Source organism: Nostoc sp. FACHB-152 (assembly GCF_014697475.1).
GTDB lineage: Bacteria > Cyanobacteriota > Cyanobacteriia > Cyanobacteriales > Nostocaceae > Nostoc_B.
Map to the genome: position 1 here is coordinate 21,775 of NZ_JACJRV010000028.1, position 20,390 is coordinate 42,164.

The following is a 20,390-nucleotide window of genomic DNA, read 5'->3' on the forward strand; positions in this document are numbered from 1 at the left end:
TTATCTCTTGCTATGAATTGTTACACAAGAAACAAATTTTTAGTTGTAGGGTGTATGTATTTAGGAATTAAGTTTTAGCAAAGAGGTAAGTAATACGGTAGAGATGATGTTGCCGTCAGCACAGAGCAATATAGCATCGCCTTTAATAACTTTTAGGTAAGAGTTGGGCGATCGCTACTTCTGGATCTGGTTTTTTGACTAATGATTCGCCAATCAACACGGCAGCTGCACCTGCTTTTTCTACTATACTTAAATCGTCGGGGGTATGTAGACCCGATTCACTGACAACTAAGATATTTCGTTCACGTAATTGCTCACCCCTAGCTTCTAAAAGTTGGCACGTAGTTTGTAAGTCTACGGTGAAATCTTCTAGATTGCGGTTGTTAATCCCCACTAAGGAAACACCATCTAAAGCTAGTACCCGATCGAGTTCTTCTAAGCTGTGGACTTCAATCAAAGCTGCCATATTCAGGGCTTTAGCAATTTTGATGAAATATTGTAAGTCTTGGTCACTGAGGATAGCTGCAATTAATAAAACCGCATCTGCACCATAAATCCGGGCTAAATACATCTGGTAAGGATAAATAATAAATTCCTTACACAATAAAGGTATATCAACGGTGGCGCGTACCTTAGCTAAGTTGTCAAAGCTGCCTTGAAAAAATTTAACATCCGTCAATACAGAAATACAACTAGCACCACCTTGCTGGTAGGATAGAGCGATCGCTACAGGGTCAAAATCCTCCCGTAAAACACCCTTACTCGGTGAAGCTTTTTTGACTTCGGCAATCAACGCTGGTTTTGTCTTACCTTGTTTAAGGGCGGCAACAAAATCCAAAGTTGGCGGTGCAGAAAGTGCTTGTTTTTGCAACTCTATCAACGGCTGCTTTTCTCGCATTTGGTCAACTTCAACTTCTTTTTGCCAGACAATTTCTTCCAAAATATTGTTGGGTGCTGCATCTGGCAGGGCAACCTGATAGCGCAATATGGATACATCTATAGCTGGGCTAGGTGGACGGCGACGGATTTGCATATAACTATGAAGTGTGAAGTGTGAAGTATGAAAAGTAAAGGATGAAGTTTATATTTCAGACTTCATCCTTCATACTTTTTTAAGCTACTGCCCGTTTATAGGCTTCATCTAGGACTTCCGAGAGGGTGGGGTGGGCATGAACTAGATGGGCGAGGGTGTGGACAGATTGACGGTTAGCGACGGCGGCGGAGGCTTCGTGAATTAAGTCAGAAGCGTGCATCCCGAAGATGTGAACGCCTAAAACTTCACCTGTGTCTTTGCGATAGATTACCTTAGCAATACCGTCGGCTTCGTTTTCTGCCAACGCCTTGGAGTTACCTTTGAAGTAACTCTTACTAGTACCAACTTCAAAACCTTCTGCTTGTCCCAATTCTTTAGCGGCGGTTTCTGTTAAACCAACGTAGCTAACTTCTGGGTGGGTGAAGGCGGCGGCGGGGATGCTGCGATAATCTACAGTACGCGATCGCCCGACGATATTTTCGACAGCGACAATACCTTGGGCAGAAGCAGCGTGAGCTAACATCATTTTGCCATTGGCATCACCGATTGCCCAAAGATGTGGCACAACTTCACCTGCACTCAGCACTGCCATGCGATCGTCTACAGGGATAAAGTTGCGTCTATCTAATTCCACACCCACAGATTCTAAACCGAGGTTTTGGGTAGCAGGGATGCGTCCTGTAGCTACCAAGCAAGCATCGACTTCCAAGACTTCTAAATCTTCCTTGGTTTTGAAGTCGGCTAACTCAATTACCACTGGCGAACCAGGAATGACTCGTTTCGCGTAAATGCCGACTTTAGTTTCAATATCGCGGGGGGTAATTAATACCCGTTCAGCGAGTTTGGCAATGTCGCGGTCAAACCCTGGCATTAGCTGATCTAGGGCTTCAATCATCGTGATTTCACTGCCCAAAGCCGAATAAACATCAGAAAATTCCAAGCCGATGTAACCGCTACCAATAATTGCCACCCAAGGCGGTAGAGATTCAAGTTTTACGCCTTGGTCACTGGTAAAAACTGTTTTGCCGTCTACTTCAATCCCTGGAGGGACAAAGGGAACTGAACCAGGCGACAGAATAATGTCTTTAGCGGTGATGGTTTTTTCACTGCCATCGCCCGTGACAGTGACTTTCTGTGTACCTGCGATTTTGCCCCAGCCCCGAATGATATCAACACCCAGACGCTTGAGGCTATTGGTTAAATCGCCTTGAATTTTCGAGACTAGATTGCCGGCATGATTAGCGATCGCTTGGCGATCGAACTCCACATTGCCAATTTGAATGCCCAGTGACTTGAGGTGGTGGGCATTGCGTAACTCCCGCACACGTCCTGCTGCTGCTAACAAAGCTTTTGATGGAATACAGCCCCTGTTGACACAGGTTCCTCCCATATCTGCTGCTTCGATAATCGCCGTTTTCAAACCGCAGCTTACCGCGTGTAGGGCTGCGCCATGCCCGCCTACACCCGCACCAATAATTACTAAATCGTAATCAAATCCTTGACTCACGTTAGTTTCCCCGTGTGCTTCGCCTATCTATTCTCAACTTGACTAGCAATCCTGACAACCCCTTGAGGTTGGGAGTGGCTAAATCAACTATTATGATTCACGCTAGCAGGCGAATAGATAAATTTATTAACAATTTTAGTAAACATTATTTACTTATTTAATTTTATACTGATGTAGCTAATTTTTTTTGAAGAGTGTAATAGCTCATTCAGGTTGTAAAAATAGTTGCTCACCTTTGACACTCTTTTATTTTTTGTTACATCAATAAATTACCCAAAAATCTTAGTTAATTAGTATTAGAAACTACTAAGAAATATCAGTGTAGAAATCAATTAAATGTTGAAGTAATCATTTTATCGGCTGCTTTATTGTACTAGTATCGTATTGTTTGAAATTTCCGAAACAGCCTAATGGGTATGACTGGGAATTCAAATATGGGTATAAGCCAAAAAGCCAACCTGAATTTTAAATTCATATTTACGCATAGGATTTTCGCACTTCGTCTGCCCGATGTCTATTCCCAAAATCAGTGAATTTACCATCCGTCGTTACGCTAACGCCAAGTCTTACCAACGAGGTGAGGCTTATTTTGAGTCAGGTGCTGTTGATACCATTACTCGGCGCGGTAATCTGCTACAGGCAGAAGTTGATGGCAGTGAAGCTAGACCTTACCGTGTCAACCTCAGTTTTGATGGTCATAGTTTAACCTCGGCAAATTGTACCTGTGCCTACAACTTTGACGGATGGTGTAAACACATTGTGGCAACTATGCTAGTTTGTGTCCGCCAGCCAGAAATTATTGAGCATCGTCCGACATTGGCGCAATTACTAGATCGTCTAGATCATGTGCAAACTCAACGGCTAGTGCAAGAATTAGTAGCAGAACAGCCGCAGCTGATTGAAGCGATAGATCGTCATGTCACCTGGATGACAAATACTGTTGCCCAGCCAAAAAAGCTAAAATCCCTGCGTCAAAATATTATTGATACGAATCCTGTGCGTCGGCAAGTACGGCAAATCATCCACGAAGCTGTGCGCTATTTTGAGGATGGGTGTGAAGAAGACCCAATTTCAGAAGAATTGTTGAGTTTAGTACAGAGTGCGGTAAATTGGAGCGAGCAGGGAGAAGGTAAAAAAGCGATCGCAGTTTTAGAGGCAATTACTTCTACCTGTATCGAAAATTGGTACGAAGTAGCGGAGTATGGTGCTGAATATGACGAAATTGCTTGGGAATTAAATAATGCTTGGTGTGAAGCTATTCTCTCGGCTGAACTCACTCCGGAAGAAAAAATTGATACCCAGGTAAATTTGGAAGTTTGGCAAGATGAATGGGAGGTCGATTTTAGTCTAAGTTTAGAGGCTTTGCGCCAAGGTTGGGATTACCCGCCATTAGTACAAGTCCTCCAAGGCAAGATTTGCGAAAGGGGAGCATGGGAAGCAACAATTCCAGATTATGCCGATGAATTGGCTTTAATTCGGCTCAAAATTCTTGAACGTCAAGAGCGTTATCAAGAATACTTGTATCTTGCCGAGGCGGAAGGGCAAACTCGACAATACTTAACGATGCTAGGCAGACTCGGTAGGGTAGAAGAAGCCTTAGAAGCTGCCCAAAGTGAAATGAATTCAATGGAAGAAGCCTTTGCTTTAGGGAAGACTCTCAAAGAACAGGGAGCATTGCAGCAAGCATTACATATTGCTCAACTTGGCTTGCAATTATCGGGTAATTGTCAGTATGACTTAGGAATTTGGACAAGTGAGTTAGCCCAGAAGTTAGGCAACAAAACAACAGCTTTACAGGCAAAAAAGATAGCTTTTCAGGCTCACCCATCTTTAGAAGACTACCAAAATATTCAAGATTTGGCTGGCGAAGAATGGGAAACCGTTAAAGCCGACTTGCTCAAGATTCTCCGTGTCTATAGTAGTTGGGAAACTAGCCCCGTCAAGGTAGATATTTTCTTACAAGAAGGACTGATAGATGATGCAATTGCGATCGCAAATGAACTGAGTGAATATCAGAGTGATATTATTCATCGTGTCATGAATTCTGCCATTCCCTATCGTCCTGAATGGGTGATTAGCCATGCTTCTCGCCGTGCCGAATCAATTATGAATGCAGGGAAAGCCGAATATTATGATGCCGCAGTCGAGTGGTTAAAAAAAGCCCGCGCCGCTTATTTAGCATCAAATAGACAAGCTGACTGGTCAAAATATCGAGCCAAATTAATGGCAACCCACGCCCGCAAGCGGAAATTGATGGGAATGTTACAGCAAAGAGAGATGGAATAAAGCCTTTCAATCCTGTTTTCTACTGTATGTTCAAACAGTTGATGCTATGGGAAATATAGGTAATATCTATACCTAAAGTTTCTCAGTAATACCTGTCATGCCCTATCCTCTATTACGTGACTTGTTTCAAGTTAGGCAATACAAATCTGTGCTAAAAAAGCAACTACCTAATTTGAAAACACCACTGATTTTGATTGGCTCTACTTTAGTAATAGGCATAGTTGGTATTACTAGTTACTTGGTAGTCAAAGAATTAATTGTTCAACAACTTCAGGAAAAAGCTCTGCTTCAAGTACGTCAAGGAACTGATGAGATTGATCAATGGTTAGCAATTTGCTCTACGGAAATTCAAACTATTGCGAATACAGAAGTGGCGCGTTCCTTAAATTGGGCTGTTATTCAACCATATTTAAAGGCAGAAATTAAGCACACTGATAGATTTTTTAAAATTGCAGTTTCGCTACCTAACGGTTCCTATTACAACAGTGAGGTAGGTAAAACTGATACCAACAACAAAGATCGGGATTTTATTCAAAAAGCACTAGCAGGACAAGTCAACATATCAGATCCCTTCATCAGCAGGACTACTGGAATTCCTTCTGTGGCAATTGCTGCTCCTATTCGTCAAAGTTATGACATTAAAAGTCGTCCTATTGCAGTGTTAAACGGTAGCTTGAAAGTAGACCGAATTACTCAAGTAGTTAATAAACTGCAATACGGTAATGGTAGTTACGCATTTGCACTTAACTCCAAGGGAGAGCCAATTATTCATCCTAATTCTGCGCTGATGTCAACGCAAGAAAAACCTGCCCCCAGTTTTCTACAGTCAACTGATTCTAACTTAGCGACACTTGCTAGTCGGATGGTGAACAAAGAGCAAGGAATTGAACTCATTCCTATTGATGGCACTAAAAAATATGTTGCTTATTTTCATCTCAAACAAGCAAATTGGTCGATAGCATTGGTTATCCCGCGTGAAAATATTGAATCTCAACTACACGCGCTGAATTTACTTGCTTCCATATTGGGTGGACTGCTGGGAATTGCAACAATTATTGCTTGGCGACAAATACAACTATCTCAACGAGCCAAAATGCAGGTTGTACTGCTTAGTCAACAACGCAAAACATTGCAACAGCAAGCACAAGAACTGGAGCAAACTTTAAAAGAATTACAACAAACTCAAGCTCAGTTGATTCAATCTGAAAAAATGTCTAGCTTGAGTCAGTTAGTAGCAGGAGTAGCACATGAAATTAATAACCCAGTCAGCTTTATTTATAGTAATATTACTCCTGCGAATGAATACCTCCAAGATTTGCTGAGATTACTGCAACTTTACCAACATCACTATCCCCAACCAGTACCAGAAATTCAAGATGAGGTAGAAGCTATTGAATTAAATTTTTTGATAGAAGACTTGCCGAAATTGCTAACTTCGATGGCAGTTGGAGCCGATAGAATTAAACAAATTGTGCTATCTCTGCGAAATTTCTCACGCTTAGATGAGGCAGAAATAAAAAAAGTAAACATCCATGAAGGTATTGATAGTACACTCATGTTTTTAGAGAACCGTCTCCAAGCTACACCAGATTATCCAGCAATTGAAGCTATCAAAGAATATGCTGACTTGCCACTGGTGGAATGCTACCCTGGAGAACTTAATCAGGTGTTTATCAATCTTCTAACAAACGCAATTGATGCCATACAAGAGTCATTTGTTAATCGTCCTACCCACCAGCATCAAGATGAAGAAATTGCGTCTACTTCATTAATTAGGAAAAAAGGTCAAATTCGCATTCAAACTGAACTTAATGCTGATAAACAAATAGTTATTCGCATTGCTGATAATGGAATTGGAATTCCTAAAAATTTACAAAAACAAGTATTTAATCCCTTTTTTACTACTAAACCTGTTGGGAAAAGTACAGGACTAGCTTTATCTATCAGTTACCAGATTGTTACTGAAAAACATCAGGGTAAATTGCAGTTTACTTCCACTTTTGGTAAAGGTACAGAGTTTGTCATGGCAATTCCTTTAAAGCAGGTGATAGGTGATAAGTGATAGGGGACAGGTTTATAAAGTTTTTAGGTTTTTATATGGTCATCTGTCATCACAAATGACCAATGACAAATGACCAATATTAACAACCCTAAATCCTTGAGCGCACAAATTTTTCTAACCTATCCAATCCTTTTTCGATGGTGGCTAAATCGGTGGCGTAGGAAAGGCGGATATTGTCATCTGCACCAAAGGCAATTCCGGGAATAACTGCAACTTGATGTTCTTCTATTAAGGCGTTGCAAAAGTCTAAAGATTTGAGTCCGGTTTTGCTGATGTCGGGAAACAGATAAAATGCGCCGTCTGGTTTGGGACAATAGAGACCAGGAATAGCATTGATTCTCTCTAACATGACTTGTCGCCGTTTGGTGAAAGCTTGAAGCATTTCGGCTACACAGTCTTGAGAATCTTGTAAAGCTGCGATCGCACCATATTGGGCAAAAGTACAAACATTCGATGTACTATGGCCTTGAATGGAATTGGCTGCTTTGATAGCTTCTACTGGCCCGGCTAAATAACCCAGTCGCCAACCTGTCATCGAGTAAGCTTTGGCAAACCCATTACTAATAAAAGTCCGGTCAAAAATTTCCTTACCTAGAGAACCAATGCTAATGTGTTCTGCACCGTCGTAGAGAATTTTTTCGTAAATCTCATCGGAAACCACAAGGATATCTGCATCAACTATTACCTCTGCCAAAGCTTTAATTTCATCTGGCGTGTAAACCATCCCAGTCGGGTTGGATGGGGAGTTGAGGACAAATAACTTAGTTTTGGGGGTAATGGCTTGGCGCAGTTGTTGAGGTGTAATTTTATAGCCTGTGGAAGCATCGGTGTTGACAATTACTGATACACCACCTACCAAAGTTACCATTTCCGGATAACTGAGCCAATAGGGAGCCGGGATAATTACCTCATCACCTGGATCGATCAACGCCACAATCAGATTGTACAAAGAATGTTTACCGCCATTAGTGACGATGACATTTTCTGCCTTGTAATCTAAACCATTATCATTTTTCAGCTTCTGGGCGATCGCTTCCCTTAACTTTGGTTCTCCTGCGGCGGGGCCATATTTGGTTTTGCCTTCTGCCAAAGCTTTGGTGGCTGCGGCTTTGATATGTGCTGGGGTGTCAAAATCTGGTTCTCCAGCACTAAAACTACAAACATCTATACCTTCTGCCTTCATGGCCTTAGCTTTAGCTGCGATCGCTAAGGTTAGAGAAGGCTTTACCTGACTTACTCTTGCTGCCAGTTTCATTCTTACTTATTCTTCGGCAAATCTCTAACTTACTTAAGGATATCCCAGAAATCCTACCGAGTTTTGCCTTTTAGGGAATTCCTTAATATAGGACTAAGGGTATTGGGGTATAGAGGAGCAGAGGCGCAGGGGAGAGGTTACTGTTCATTCTCCCTATCCCCCCGCTCTCTTGCATACCTTCACGGTGAAGTTAAAATACAGTCCGCTTTTAATACAGAAAAGTTCTCTGTTTCTATAACAGAACAGCGAGATACTAATTTGGCGATCGCCGGAATTTTCCCTTGTTCTAAATTATCTAAAGCTTCAGCAAACACTGGTTGAAAACTTTTTAGCCAGGTTTTTTTTGTTAAATACTCAGGTTGAAAAGCTGTGCGTTCCAGTAACCAAAAATCTACGCCATAATTTTGAATCAATTGTTTTGCTGCTGTTATGTCAAGACTGTATTGGCTGCGAATCAAATCGATACTGCGTTGGCGAATTTGGGAGTAATAACCGATATGGAACGGAAGCGCATATTCTCTACCAACCAAAATAGGTCTTTGACCAAAAGTTGGAATATTATCTGCCTCATCCGCGAGAGTAGCAACCAAGGTTTCTTTAGGCTGCTGTTGCAGGAATTTATATAAATTTAACTCTCTAGATACTCTGTAATCTGTAGTTGGGAAACGTCCTGACAAATTAGGATATAGAAAAAGTGCAGCCGCTACAAATATTGTCAATCCTAATCTCCAAAATCTGCGTTTTCTTCCCGCAGCATTCATTTGTTGATTAGCCAAGAAAAACTTATCTAACATTACCGTTAAAGTAATACCACTAGCGATCGCCATGACAATTCGTATTGTATGAACTATATATCGCGTTGGGAAAAACAGCTTTAGTAATAAGGCATGAGCGGCAAAATATAAAATTAAAGATACTATGACAATTTGTAATAATAGCTTGATTTTACTGTTAACTAATCTAATTAGAGGAAAGCGATCGCAATGTTGCAATACCATTGGAAAAAACAATCCCATCCAAATAAAAGGCGGCAGCAACGGTGGTAATATACCGCTATGTTGTCCAATCAACCAAAATTTCCAGGGATTGTCATTAAAAAAAGGATGCCTGCCATCTGGCCAGTATTCTGGCATTGTTAAGGCTTGAGTACCACTAACACTTGGCCCATATTGAGCAGCCATGAAAGCGTAAGGCAATATTGCTAAAAATCCTAATCCTAAGATTGTGGCAAGTAAAATATAATTTTTGGGCATCCGCAGGAGTAAAATCCCTAGACAAATGAATAGCAGTATTGGATAAAATAATCCTGCAAACACAATTACCAAACAGATACTAACCCAAGATTCGCGCACAAGATAGTAAAGAAAAGCTAATATCAAAGGGTATAAAAAAGACCTAGGCGTAGCAGAAACCAAGTCACTTTTAAACCAGAGACTTTGATTTAGTAGCAAAGTACTAATAAAAGCCGCAAGTGGAACTGGAAATATTTCCAGACACAGCCAAAAACAATAGCTTGTTATAATCAAACCTAAAAAAATAGGTAAGATTTTACTCAGCAATAGAGGATTAATGCCTAGATAAGCCATTAGCTTATAAACACTGGCATATCCTAACGGCGTAATCGATTTGAAATAATCAGCTATTAAATCATTATGAAATAATTCAGAATCGACAAACCTCTGCATCCAAAATACGTATTCTCTTGCATCATCTTGAACAACATATTCACTTTTGAAAGCTTTCTGTAGTCCCAGGTAGCCGTAAAATATTCCAAATCCCAAACTGAGAATTAACCACAATAAAACTGATATAGAAGTACTTCTGTTGTTAGCAAAAGATGTAGGCTTAATTGTTGCAATTAAAAATTTATGCAGAGATGACATTACTGATATAGCAATCCTATTTAATTTACAAACTACTCGTGGCGCAGGCAATAGATTGGTTTGGATATCATTTAAGTTTGCTATATCAAATCCTAGCAATAACTAACAAGCATCTAGCCAAACATCATATCACTCGATTATTTAGATGATGTTTGAAAAGTTTTAGGGAGTCAAAAAATAAGCCAGTCGCTTCAGTATAATACGGCTCATTGCAAGACTGACCACATATCAACTTCACGCTTGCGTTCACCGGGTTTTGCCTCTGGAATCAAGTCACTGAGAAATTCATATTGGTCACGGGTCAGATTGCTGGTGTGAACTTTACTCATCTCACTCTCTCGGTGCTGTTTACTATTCATTCACAGCTTATACTAAGAGAGCTTTTTTACACCCTGCCTGACTTTTCAAACACCCTCTTAGGTTACTAAAATCTTTACTGTACAAGTGCTTGTCACTGTACAATAATTAGCAATAAATAAAAAATTAAGCATCAAGGCGAAAATTTCACCTTATGCTTTTTCAAATTCCAAATATTTTATTGTTAATGCATTTCGTCGTATTCTGGTGCTTCTACTCGTCTAGCTTCGCCACGAGAAGGGGGCAGAAACTCAGCGCGACGAACGGGAACTAAAGGCGTTGTTGAGCCTTGATAAGGATGAATAACCTGTACTGTACGGGTAGGACGGTTACGTGGGCCAAACAAAGCCAATACTCCAGCGACAACTATACCGCCACCAACCGTGAGTGTTGCACCTCCCACAGCCCAAACGATTGGTGATGACCACCAAGCAGCATTTTGAGGCTGAAACGCTTCAGATGCTACTTTTTGGTTGTTTTGCTGGGCTAATAGCAACTGCTGGGCGTTCTGATTATCAAATAGTCGTTGGTTTGCGCCTCTTAGCTGTTCATTATCGGTTTTTAAACGATTCAATTCAGCTTTTAACTGATCAACTTCTGCCCGTATCTCAGGGTTAAGTGCAGTGGGTGGCTGTGTATTCGGATAGGGTTGCTGTCCGTAAGGAGGGTATTGCGCGGGTGGCTGCATTACCTGAGGTGCCATTACCGTGGGGATTTGGGGTGCAACAGCAAAATTAGGTTGTAAGGGAGTATTTGTTCCCTTGAGCAAAACAAGAGCCGCCAGCCCAGCCACAGCGACTCCACCGATAAATGCCATACTCTCACTCATCGCCTTTGCCCCTCAACTGCGACGTTCTTTTTTGTGACTGACACACTCTCACACTCATAGTTTTTTGCTTACTCAACTTTACCTAATACTTTAAGTATAAGCGGCAGTATTAGCTAGTTTTTTTACAGCCTGCAATCTGCTGTTAATATTCAAGACTATAAACGTCAAATTGTCTACTAAACCAAGGTAAAAAAACTATACTGTTATACTTTCTTAATCTACTTTTTCTTAAAGAGTCAATGGTCAGTGGTCATTTGTCCTTTGTTCTTCTCTCCTCTGCCCCCCTGCCTCTTCCCCCACTCCCTATTCCCTATTTAACCAGAGCAGCTTTTAAACTTTGGCAAAATTGAGCGATCGCACTTAGTCCTTCTTCAGGAGTACCTTCTGCAAGACGCTTGACAAAAGCACTACCAACAATTGCTGCATCGGCTCCCCATTCTTTTACCTGACGGGCTTGTTCAATTTGGGAAATCCCAAATCCTACACCAATTGGTTTGTCAGTGACATTACGAATTTGTTGCAGTAAATCTGATACCCGCGATTCGATTTGTGATCGCATCCCGGTGACACCAGTCACACTAACCAAATAGATAAATCCTTGGGAAGCACGGGCGATGGCTTCGATTCTGTCAGCAGAACTAGTAGGTGCTATCAATAATGTTAAATCAATCCCCATCTCTCCAGCCGGCTTTAACAAACCAGCAGCTTCCTCAAGGGGTAAATCAGGTACTACCAACCCTGCTACCCCAGCCGCCGCAATTTGCTGAAGAAAATTTTCAATTCCGCGATGCAAAATCGGGTTGTAATAACAAAACAGAATAATTGGTGCTTGCAGGCTGGGAGTTATTTCTTGCAGCATTTCCAGCACTGCTTCTAATTTCGTTCCTTTTTGCAAAGCACGGGTAGCTGCCGCCTGAATTACTGGCCCATCCGCCAGAGGATCAGAATAAGGAACACCCAATTCAATCATGTCAGCACCACTGCTATCTAAAATTTTCAAAGCAGATGCGGTGGTTGCTAAATCTGGGTCACCAGCAGTAATAAACGGAATCAGAGCGCACTCTTGATTCCGTCTTAAGATTTCAAAGCGATCAGAAATGGCAGTCATAAGTCAAAAGTCAAAAGTCAAGGGGAGCCAGCGCGTTGCGGAGGTTTCCTCCGTTGTAGCGACTGGCGTTCAATAGTCAAAAGAATTAATTAGAAACTAGAAAACTGGGAATCCTTATGGAAGTCAATATGTCTTATCCCCGGAATCAGGAATAAAAAGTAGAAAATTCTGAAAAATTTCCCTATTGCCTGTTCCCTGTTCCCTGTTCCCTTCTTCAATGACTATTGACTATTGACTCATAAAACGATCACTTTACACCTGAGATTGCTTTTCTTGTTCAATCTCAGCTTGAATTTTTTCTAGTTCTTCGGGTGTAAGTTCGTCCAGCCGCTTTTGGAAAAAAGCTTGTTCATACTCTTCCCGTTGTTGATGGTAGGTCATATTTTGATTGACAGCGCGGAAAAGATAAGTGCCTAACCAACCAATCAACCCAATCATTAGCACAGCTTGGCTCCATATCCCAGCTTGTTGGCTATCTAAACCAAATAGCTGTAATCCCACATAAGCCAAGCCGCCAGCAATAAAAATACCCAAGCCAATTCCAATAGCGTCAATGCGTCGCATGAGAGTTATGACCTACCAATCTCGTTAGACTTCAATTTTTCGCGGTTGTGGTCGGAGATTTACAAAAGGTGATAGAACTAACAAACCGGGAAAGAAAAAGAAAACCAAAAAGTACATAAAAGCACGCTCAAATGAGCTAGCTACATACCAGCGCAGTTTGAGGTAAAACAGTACAGCCACGGGGATGACTAATAGATAAGCTCCAGCCAAACTCAGATACAGCAGGGCTACGATCATAGATTTTTTCTCTTTATAGACAAGGCCATTCAGTGCATCTGTTTCCCATCATAGGCTGAACGTGCAGCCACAGGAAAGTCAAACTATAAAGCTTTTTTATAACTGTCCAAAAATTCCGCACTTTTACCTGGACAAAACTCAGGATGATGCTACAATAGCAAAGCCAGTATCAAATCGGCGTGCTTGTTCACTCAGATTTTAAGATACCTGTCTAATGTGAATTGCTAAGAAAAAAGCAGCGATCGCATAACCTAGACAAAATTTCTGAAATCTAGTTGCCAAAAATGCACAATTGATGTTGGATAGATAAGGAGGTATTTGCTGCCTCCAAAAAATAACTGACTCCTAAGTAAATCTGGGGGTGTGGCGGAATGGCAGACGCTACGGACTTAGCTAACTGAGCCTTGATCGAGAAATCTTTCAAGTGTCAGCTCTCAAACTCAGGGAAACCTAAATCTGTTTCCAGACAAGGCAATCCTGAGCCAAGCCCAAAAATTTTAGATCTTGGACTCCATTTAAATCCAAAATCAAAAATTAAAGGGAAGGTGCAGAGACTCGACGGGAGCTACCCTAACGTAAAGTCGAGGGTAAAGGGAGAGTCCAATTCTCAAAGCCCAAGGTAGATAAAACTACTAGGCAGTAGTGAAAGCTGCAAGAGAATGAAAATCCGTTGACCTTAAACGGTCGTGAGGGTTCAAGTCCCTCCACCCCCATTAAAAAACAAAAATTAGCATAGTCTAGATTGTGACTTTACCTATTGTATAGTGACTAGTTGTTCATCGCATTAATTCTGCTGGGTGAAACTTGGTTCTATTCCTTATCTTTTTCTTTCCCTTTCGCGTACTTTGCGCCCTTTGCGGTTCGTTATTATTCAAAAACATATTTTTCAGCTACTTTCCAATAGCGTGAGAACCGCTTTAAATCGATATAACCTTCATACTCAAAAAATGGTTCTACTGCTAAAACTTCCAATTCCAAAGAAGCTTCGATTTCAGCGCAGATATTATCAAATCTGGGGCTAGGGCTTTCGGCTGTGATTACTAAATTAGCATTATGCTCTTTAGCAAAAGCTAAAATTTCCTGTGCCACATTACCACGCCGGATTTCTACTGGTAACTCTAGCAAGCATTCATAAATAAAGGCAATGCGTTTTAGACTTAATTGCCATTCTTCAATCAAAGCATCATCCCAAACCCAAATTGCCGGGGCATCGGGGTATTCTTGAAGTGCAGGGTTGGATGGACTAAGACAGTCTCCGTGTACCCAAATAATTGGTTTACTCATTTTTTACCTCTCTTACCACGTTGCCAACTTTGACTATTAGGTTTCTGATTAAATTCACCTTTAGGAAATAGCCGTTGTTCTAATTCTTCATAGCTACCTTCAAAGTCACAATGACCATAAAGCGGACATTTCTGACAGTAAATTCCTTTCGTGTAGCGTTCTAAGTTCTCACGGTTGAAAAAATATGGTTTATGGCTAAAAGTGCTAGCAACCCACTGCCAAGACATATTATTACTTGCAGGATCACCATCTAAAAGATGTTCTAAAAACCATTTAGCACCTGTTTGCCAACGAATGCGCCGCCAATGGACGATATAAGCCGCCAGCCACATCCGGCTATGGTTGTGTAAGTAGCCAGTTTCACGCATCTCCTGGCTGAAACTATCAATGCACACTCTCCCTGTGCTACCTTCTTTAATATCTTGAGGTAACTCTGTGGTGTAGTCTTGGGGCGTATAACCAGTTTTATATTCTTCTTGGTCTTGCCAAATATTATCGCCTAGCTTGACATACAACCTCTGCCAATAGTCACGCCAGCCTAATTCATTAATGAGCTTTGTGGTATCGTCTGGATGTTTAGAGTTATCAAGCACGTAATCTCTAATTTCTGCTAGGCTCAAAACTCCATAGCGAATGTAGGGTGAAAGTTTTGTGACTGCGCCTGTTAAAAAATTACGTGATTTGCTATAGGCAGCTGGGTCTACTTTTTGTAACACTTTTTGAGCGGCTTTGCGTCCCCCTATAGTATCGCTGATATGGTTATCTCGTTCTGCGGCTTGAGGAAACTGTTCACGCAGATAAGCTATCAACTCATCCCGGTTAGTAAATTTACGTTGCATGAATTGTAATTTTTGATGTTAAGTATATATAAAAGTCTAGGTGGACAATCAAGGTGACGATGACTTCAATCAGGTGTGTTTGCGGTTTGATTGTATATCGTCTATATCAATTATTAACAAATATTAAGCTAAAAGCAGAATTTAGCAGGGAAGCGATCGCCTGCTCCAGGTAAAATTTTGAGGCGCGTAATTTTTCTCACTCGGATAATGAGCAATATTCCCCAAGTTGGACAACCTGCACCGAATTTCTCTAACCCAGACCAAAACGGCAATTTAGTTACTTTAGATGATTTTCAAGGTCAGTGGGTTGTCCTTTATTTTTATCCCAAAGATGACACCCCAGGTTGCACCACAGAAGCTAAAGACTTTACTCAATTGAACCCAGAATTTAGCAAATTAGGAGCAAAAATTTTAGGCGTAAGTCCCGACTCAGGGAAGTCTCATTGCAAATTTATTGATAAATATAGCTTGTCAATAACCTTATTAAGTGACCCAGACCATCAACTAGCAGAGGCTTATGGTGCTTGGCAGTTGAAAAAATTTATGGGTAAAGAATATATGGGAATTGTTCGCTCAACTTTCCTGATAGCACCTGATAGGAATATAGTTTATGCTTGGCCAAATGTAAAAGCAAAAGCTCATGCTGAAGCTGTATTCACAAAATTGCAAGAATTGATTAATAAGCTAGAAACGTAGTAGATTCATCATTTTATGACTATTTATTTTTATAGCATCCGTGAACAATACGGCTGCTTCTCTAACTTTTCGCCCCACGGCTTTGTATTAGATGATTTGTACTGGTATACGAGTGAACATTATTTTCAAGCACAAAAGTTTGTCGGTACTGTTCATTTAGAACAAATTCGTCTAGCAAAAACGCCTAAAGATGCTGCGAATATGGGACGCGAAAGAAGCCGTCCTCTGCGTCCAGACTGGGAGCAAGTAAAAGACAATATTATGAAACAAGCGGTGTTACGCAAATTTGAAACTCATACGGATATCAAGGAAATTCTACTTTATACAGGTAATGCAGAAATTATTGAAAATTCGCCTATTGATTACTACTGGGGTTGTGGGGCCGATGGTAGCGGTAAAAATATGTTAGGGATAATTTTAATGGAGGTGCGAGATATCCTGCGTTGACGCTGACAGCCTCAAGGCCAAGAACTTTATTGTAAAATAATTTGTCGTTGTAATTATTAGTTCTTGCAGATATAGCAAAATATATATTTTAGGGATAACTATCTCCAAGTGTTACATCCATTAAGATAGCTACTTTGTCTAGCATCTGAATTATACACAAATACTAAGCCTTTAACGTTTTTATAGATGTTAGCTTAGACTGTCAAAAAGCGTATTTTTTGTAGATTTGAGTTGAGAGTAGGAATCCTTCAAAGGAGGAAAAAACTATGTCTTTATCAACCAATGTCAAGAAATATTGCAAGTGGTTTTGGGATGAAACCCTGGGCGGTGAGTTCGATGCTTGGGGTACTAGCACCTATTTTCTAGAAATTGGTCATAATTTGTATCCCGTAAGACAGATAGAAGTCTACGAAAACGGCAACGTACTGTTTTATGACAGTAATCACTTTTTAGATGATTACGGAATGTTATGTGATCAGCCGATAGAAGAAAGAGATATTCAAGAATTTGGCATCACTAGAGCAGAATTTGAACAAGTATGGAATACAAAAAGTCCCATGAATAGATTAGGCTTAGTAGTACAGTCCGGGTTTAAGTTATGTGGATGATAGCTAATTATTTGCTAAATGATTTTAAATGGTAATGGCGATCGCTTAGATGAACAATTGCCACACATACCAAACCAGCAGTCATCCGTTGTGTATGAAAGATAAACCTGAATTTTGGGCAAACTTGATTTATTAGCCCACTTAACAGGAATTGGTCGATGTCAGACGGTGAATGGAAAAATAACATCAACAATACCTCTCCCGCGCCAGTGCCTGCAACCAAGCTCAAAACCATCAAGCGCAACACCATTACCCATGAATTTGACCAAAATGCGTCTGGAGAGATGGTACTGGCTGAAAAAAATGATGCTCAAATATTAGAAGCATCTAAATTGCTCCGACAAGGAGTGCAACAGCAGCAAGCTGGAGACTTAATAGCGGCGTTGAAGTCGTTGCAAAGGTCTTTAGAGTTATTTCAGGCAGTTGGTGATATACAGCAACAAGAGCAGGCTTTATCTTTATTAGCAGTAGTAACTTACGCTTCTGGAGATTATAAAAGCACTATTTCTTACGCCCAGCAGTGTCTAGCCTTAAAAAAAGATACACCCAATTTATCTGTGCAGATGCAGGCATTTTCGCATTTAGGTAATGCTTACCGTCATCTGAACGACTATAACAAAGCTATTAAATATTTAGAAGACTGCTTAAAAATTACTCAAAAATTGCAAGATAAGCGAAGTCAGGTTGCAGCCTTAAATAATTTGGGATTAGTGTATAAAGCTGCGGGCAATTTTATCCAGGCCATTGAGTATCAAGAGCAAAGCTTAAAAATTGTCGAAGAACTTCAAGATAACTGGGGCATAGAACAGGTACTGAAGAACTTGGGTAATGCTTGGTATGCTTTGGACAATTATCCCAAAGCGATCGCTTATTATGAACAGTGTGTCAAAATAGCACGCCTTCTCAACAACCCTCGCAGTGCTGTTCAGGTACTCAAAAATTTAGGCAACGCTTGTTATGCCACCAGTGATTATCGCAAAGCAATTACTTATTATGAAGAGCGTTTGCAATTAGCCAGAGAACTAAAAGACAAGCGTAGCGAAGAACAATCTTTAGGTAGTTTAGGGGTGACTAGTGAAGCCTTAGGAGATTATAAAAGAGCCATTAAATATTATGAACAAAGATTACTCCTAGCTAGGAGCATTAAAGACCGACGCATTGAAGAAGAAACCCTTGCTAGCCTCAAAGTTGCTTGCTATGCCTTAGGTGATTACGCTAAGGCCATGCAATATCAACAGTAAACAGTTATCAGTTAACTGTTTACTCTAATTACTGCTTTCACTGTTAACGGTAATTCGCTGCTAAAATGGAACTCGTGCTAATCTTCAGTATTCAGCAATAAAAAGCTCTAGCAAGATTTTACTGAAATTAACATCAGGTGCTGACCCCAACAAGCGTATTTCCATGAGCAGCGAAATTCAACTCAGCCTCTTCGATGAGTCAAGCTCAAATCCCACAGAGCTAATTCCTACAGATGGTAAAATTCCCATACCTGCGGGAACCTATACCCACATGAGCGAGTTAGCCCAGCACTGTAACCAGTGTCAGCGTTGCGAATTAGGGCAAACTCGCACTCATGCAGTAGTAGGAAGGGGTAATCTCAACGCCGAAATCATGATTGTGGGCGAAGCACCAGGTCAAAACGAAGACGAAACAGGCTTACCATTTGTCGGCAGATCTGGGCAATTATTAGAGAAAATTTTAGCATCGGTCAAACTGACTACTGAAGACGATGTTTACATTGCCAACATCAATAAATGTAGACCACCCAATAACCGGGTTCCTACCCCTAGCGAAATGGCAGCTTGCTTACCATATTTACTAGAACAAATTCGCCTAGTTGATCCCAAAATTATTTTGTTAACAGGCGCAACAGCACTCAAAGGTTTAACAGGCGAAAAGCAAGCAATTACAAAAATTCGTGGACAATGGATAGAGTGGGAAGGACGTTTGTGTATGCCAATTTTCCACCCTTCATACTTATTGCGTAATCCATCAAAGGAAAAAGGCAGTCCTAAATGGTTAATGTGGCAAGATATCCAGGCGGTGCGTGCTAAGTATGATGAAATTAAGCAAAGTCTTTCATGAAGCTAAAATTTAGCTTGACTGTTTCAATAACTGCCGTTCCTGCAATATTCTACTACAAAGTAATAATTGGAGAGCGTAAATAATGCAGACTGATGACAGTTTAAAGCAAAGGCTAGTAGAAAAAATCAGCCGAATGTCGGTTGAACAAATTTTGTTAATTGACAAGTTTATAGATTCCTTAGCTCAAAAAGATTCAGACCAAATGCTTATCCTAGCAGCGGCAAAGCTAGCTGAACCAGCTTTGCAAAAAATCTGGGATAATCCTGATGATGCTGAATATGACAAACTTTAACTTCGGAGATATTGTTTTAGTACCCTTTCCTTTTACTGACCAAACTACTACTAAAAAACGTCCCGCGATAGTTATCAGTTCTATTGAGTATCAACGTGAGCGTTCAGATTTGATAGTAATAGCTGTAACCAGTCAAACTAACCCAGCAACATCTTTTGGCGAAATAAATATAACTAAGTGGCAAGCAGCTGGACTAATTAAACCTTCCATTATTAAACCAGTTTTGACAACTATTGATAAAGAACTAGTGATTAAAACATTAGGACGGCTTGAAGAAATAGATTGCCAAGAATTACAAAATCTTCTACAAATTATTTTAGGATGATGAGCGATCGCATCCCCTATAAAAGCTTAAACCCTAGTTCGGATACGTACACTTCCTGCTTGACAATCCCGCAACCAAGCTTTAATCCCTTGGGCAACTGTACCATTACTACTATCTCGTGGCGGTGTTGGTGGTTGTTGTTTTGGATAGCCGCCAGTTTGGGTAAACATTAATACTAAACGCCAACCAAGTTTAGTTTTTGTTAGAAATACCCAATGAAATTCTTCTAATTCAATTGCTTTTCCATCTTTATATTGCCGAGCTAAAGTAGTAAAAAAAACTTGCTCAACTTCTTCTGCACTTTTTTGATCGTATGTACTATTGCCAGCAGGATTTAAGGGTAGAGGTTGAAATTCAGGTCTTCCTGCAATAAACATATAACTGTAAAGATCACTGCTTCTGCGGAGACGGCGACCACGTTGGCTGGCGCGGTTAGTATAGCTAGGTAAATCGCGTAGAAGTTGAGTAGTTAATGTTTCTAAATTTTGTTCATGGCAAGCAAACTTCTCACCCCGATTTATTTGTGTAGAAGGAGTGAGGGTTTGTGACAATGCTGAGTTATTAGTACTACTAACAATTACCAGCCAGAAAGCCGAAGTTATAACAATTGGGAGGAGAGAGTAGGGAATAGGGGAAGAAACTTTTTTCATGCTGAGTTTTGCAATTTTCCCGTAAGTAATTGACTGACTT

General features: G+C 40.6%; 21 protein-coding genes. 9 read left to right on the forward strand and 12 right to left on the reverse strand.

Annotation, left to right across the window (positions count from 1 at the left end; all coding sequences use genetic code 11):
* Window positions 1-142 precede the first annotated feature (142 nt).
* Both trpC and lpdA read right to left on the reverse strand, forming a co-directional pair.
* Window positions 143-1,033 carry an indole-3-glycerol phosphate synthase TrpC gene (gene trpC, locus H6G76_RS18980; protein ID WP_190703887.1) on the reverse strand — a complete coding sequence of 297 codons (891 nt, stop codon included), beginning with the start codon at window positions 1,031-1,033 and terminating at the stop codon, window positions 143-145.
* A gap of 79 nt (window positions 1,034-1,112) precedes the next feature.
* Window positions 1,113-2,540, reverse strand: coding sequence for a dihydrolipoyl dehydrogenase (gene lpdA, locus H6G76_RS18985; protein WP_190703890.1), 1,428 nt, complete (start codon window positions 2,538-2,540; stop codon window positions 1,113-1,115).
* Between the two features lie 510 nt (window positions 2,541-3,050).
* Here lpdA and H6G76_RS18990 point away from each other — a divergent pair.
* On the forward strand, window positions 3,051-4,826 hold the full coding sequence (locus tag H6G76_RS18990; protein ID WP_190703892.1) for an SWIM zinc finger domain-containing protein: 1,776 nt from the start codon (window positions 3,051-3,053) through the stop codon (window positions 4,824-4,826).
* Between the two features lie 97 nt (window positions 4,827-4,923).
* Window positions 4,924-6,888, forward strand: a complete 1,965-nt coding sequence (locus tag H6G76_RS18995; RefSeq protein ID WP_190703895.1) for an ATP-binding protein — start codon at window positions 4,924-4,926, stop codon at window positions 6,886-6,888.
* Between the two features lie 88 nt (window positions 6,889-6,976).
* On the opposite strand, the gene H6G76_RS19000 is transcribed toward H6G76_RS18995, so the two are convergent.
* The 9 genes from H6G76_RS19000 to H6G76_RS19040 all read right to left on the reverse strand — a co-directional run bounded on the left by H6G76_RS19000 (window position 6,977) and on the right by H6G76_RS19040 (window position 15,244).
* The gene (locus tag H6G76_RS19000) at window positions 6,977-8,143 is read right to left on the reverse strand and encodes a pyridoxal phosphate-dependent aminotransferase (protein WP_190703898.1); all 1,167 of its coding nucleotides are present in this window, start codon (window positions 8,141-8,143) and stop codon (window positions 6,977-6,979) included.
* Window positions 8,144-8,322: 179 nt separating this feature from the next.
* Complete coding sequence (locus tag H6G76_RS19005) at window positions 8,323-10,026, reverse strand: hypothetical protein (protein ID WP_242056460.1); 1,704 nt, start codon at window positions 10,024-10,026, stop codon at window positions 8,323-8,325.
* 206 nt (window positions 10,027-10,232) lie between these two features.
* The gene (locus H6G76_RS37755; protein ID WP_277883112.1) at window positions 10,233-10,355 is read right to left on the reverse strand and encodes a hypothetical protein; all 123 of its coding nucleotides are present in this window, start codon (window positions 10,353-10,355) and stop codon (window positions 10,233-10,235) included.
* Window positions 10,356-10,567: 212 nt separating this feature from the next.
* Window positions 10,568-11,212, reverse strand: coding sequence for a cell division protein ZapB (locus H6G76_RS19015; protein ID WP_190703900.1), 645 nt, complete (start codon window positions 11,210-11,212; stop codon window positions 10,568-10,570).
* A gap of 310 nt (window positions 11,213-11,522) precedes the next feature.
* Window positions 11,523-12,320 (reverse strand): tryptophan synthase subunit alpha, encoded by a 798-nt coding sequence (trpA, locus tag H6G76_RS19020; RefSeq protein ID WP_190703904.1) that lies wholly within the window; start codon window positions 12,318-12,320, stop codon window positions 11,523-11,525.
* A 252-nt stretch (window positions 12,321-12,572) separates the two neighbouring features.
* On the reverse strand, window positions 12,573-12,884 hold the full coding sequence (locus H6G76_RS19025) for a DUF3007 family protein (protein WP_190703906.1): 312 nt from the start codon (window positions 12,882-12,884) through the stop codon (window positions 12,573-12,575).
* A gap of 24 nt (window positions 12,885-12,908) precedes the next feature.
* Window positions 12,909-13,121, reverse strand: coding sequence for an NAD(P)H-quinone oxidoreductase subunit L (ndhL, locus tag H6G76_RS19030; protein WP_190703909.1), 213 nt, complete (start codon window positions 13,119-13,121; stop codon window positions 12,909-12,911).
* Between the two features lie 867 nt (window positions 13,122-13,988).
* Window positions 13,989-14,405 carry a hypothetical protein gene (locus H6G76_RS19035; protein ID WP_190703911.1) on the reverse strand — a complete coding sequence of 139 codons (417 nt, stop codon included), beginning with the start codon at window positions 14,403-14,405 and terminating at the stop codon, window positions 13,989-13,991.
* Window positions 14,402-15,244, reverse strand: coding sequence for an FAD-binding domain-containing protein (locus H6G76_RS19040; RefSeq protein WP_190703913.1), 843 nt, complete (start codon window positions 15,242-15,244; stop codon window positions 14,402-14,404). Before H6G76_RS19040 ends, H6G76_RS19035 begins: the two co-directional genes overlap by 4 nt.
* A gap of 207 nt (window positions 15,245-15,451) precedes the next feature.
* On the opposite strand from H6G76_RS19040, the gene bcp reads away from it, so the two are divergent.
* The 7 genes from bcp (at window position 15,452) to H6G76_RS19075 (ending at window position 19,700) form a co-directional block, all read left to right on the forward strand.
* The gene (gene bcp / locus H6G76_RS19045; RefSeq protein WP_190703915.1) at window positions 15,452-15,940 is read left to right on the forward strand and encodes a thioredoxin-dependent thiol peroxidase; all 489 of its coding nucleotides are present in this window, start codon (window positions 15,452-15,454) and stop codon (window positions 15,938-15,940) included.
* A gap of 15 nt (window positions 15,941-15,955) precedes the next feature.
* The gene (locus tag H6G76_RS19050; protein WP_190703918.1) at window positions 15,956-16,387 is read left to right on the forward strand and encodes an NADAR family protein; all 432 of its coding nucleotides are present in this window, start codon (window positions 15,956-15,958) and stop codon (window positions 16,385-16,387) included.
* A 266-nt stretch (window positions 16,388-16,653) separates the two neighbouring features.
* Window positions 16,654-16,995 carry a hypothetical protein gene (locus H6G76_RS19055; protein ID WP_190703921.1) on the forward strand — a complete coding sequence of 114 codons (342 nt, stop codon included), beginning with the start codon at window positions 16,654-16,656 and terminating at the stop codon, window positions 16,993-16,995.
* Between the two features lie 158 nt (window positions 16,996-17,153).
* Complete coding sequence (locus H6G76_RS19060) at window positions 17,154-18,236, forward strand: tetratricopeptide repeat protein (protein ID WP_190703924.1); 1,083 nt, start codon at window positions 17,154-17,156, stop codon at window positions 18,234-18,236.
* A 163-nt stretch (window positions 18,237-18,399) separates the two neighbouring features.
* Window positions 18,400-19,083 (forward strand): uracil-DNA glycosylase family protein, encoded by a 684-nt coding sequence (locus H6G76_RS19065; protein ID WP_190703927.1) that lies wholly within the window; start codon window positions 18,400-18,402, stop codon window positions 19,081-19,083.
* A gap of 82 nt (window positions 19,084-19,165) precedes the next feature.
* Window positions 19,166-19,375, forward strand: coding sequence for a toxin-antitoxin system, antitoxin component, Xre family protein (locus tag H6G76_RS19070; protein ID WP_190703930.1), 210 nt, complete (start codon window positions 19,166-19,168; stop codon window positions 19,373-19,375).
* Window positions 19,362-19,700: a type II toxin-antitoxin system PemK/MazF family toxin gene (locus H6G76_RS19075; RefSeq protein ID WP_190703933.1), complete on the forward strand. Its 339-nt coding sequence runs from the start codon at window positions 19,362-19,364 to the stop codon at window positions 19,698-19,700. The genes H6G76_RS19070 and H6G76_RS19075 overlap by 14 nt, the downstream gene beginning before the upstream one ends.
* Before the next feature lie 26 nt (window positions 19,701-19,726).
* On the opposite strand, the gene H6G76_RS19080 is transcribed toward H6G76_RS19075, so the two are convergent.
* Window positions 19,727-20,350, reverse strand: coding sequence for a hypothetical protein (locus tag H6G76_RS19080; RefSeq protein ID WP_190703936.1), 624 nt, complete (start codon window positions 20,348-20,350; stop codon window positions 19,727-19,729).
* Window positions 20,351-20,390: the final 40 nt, after the last annotated feature.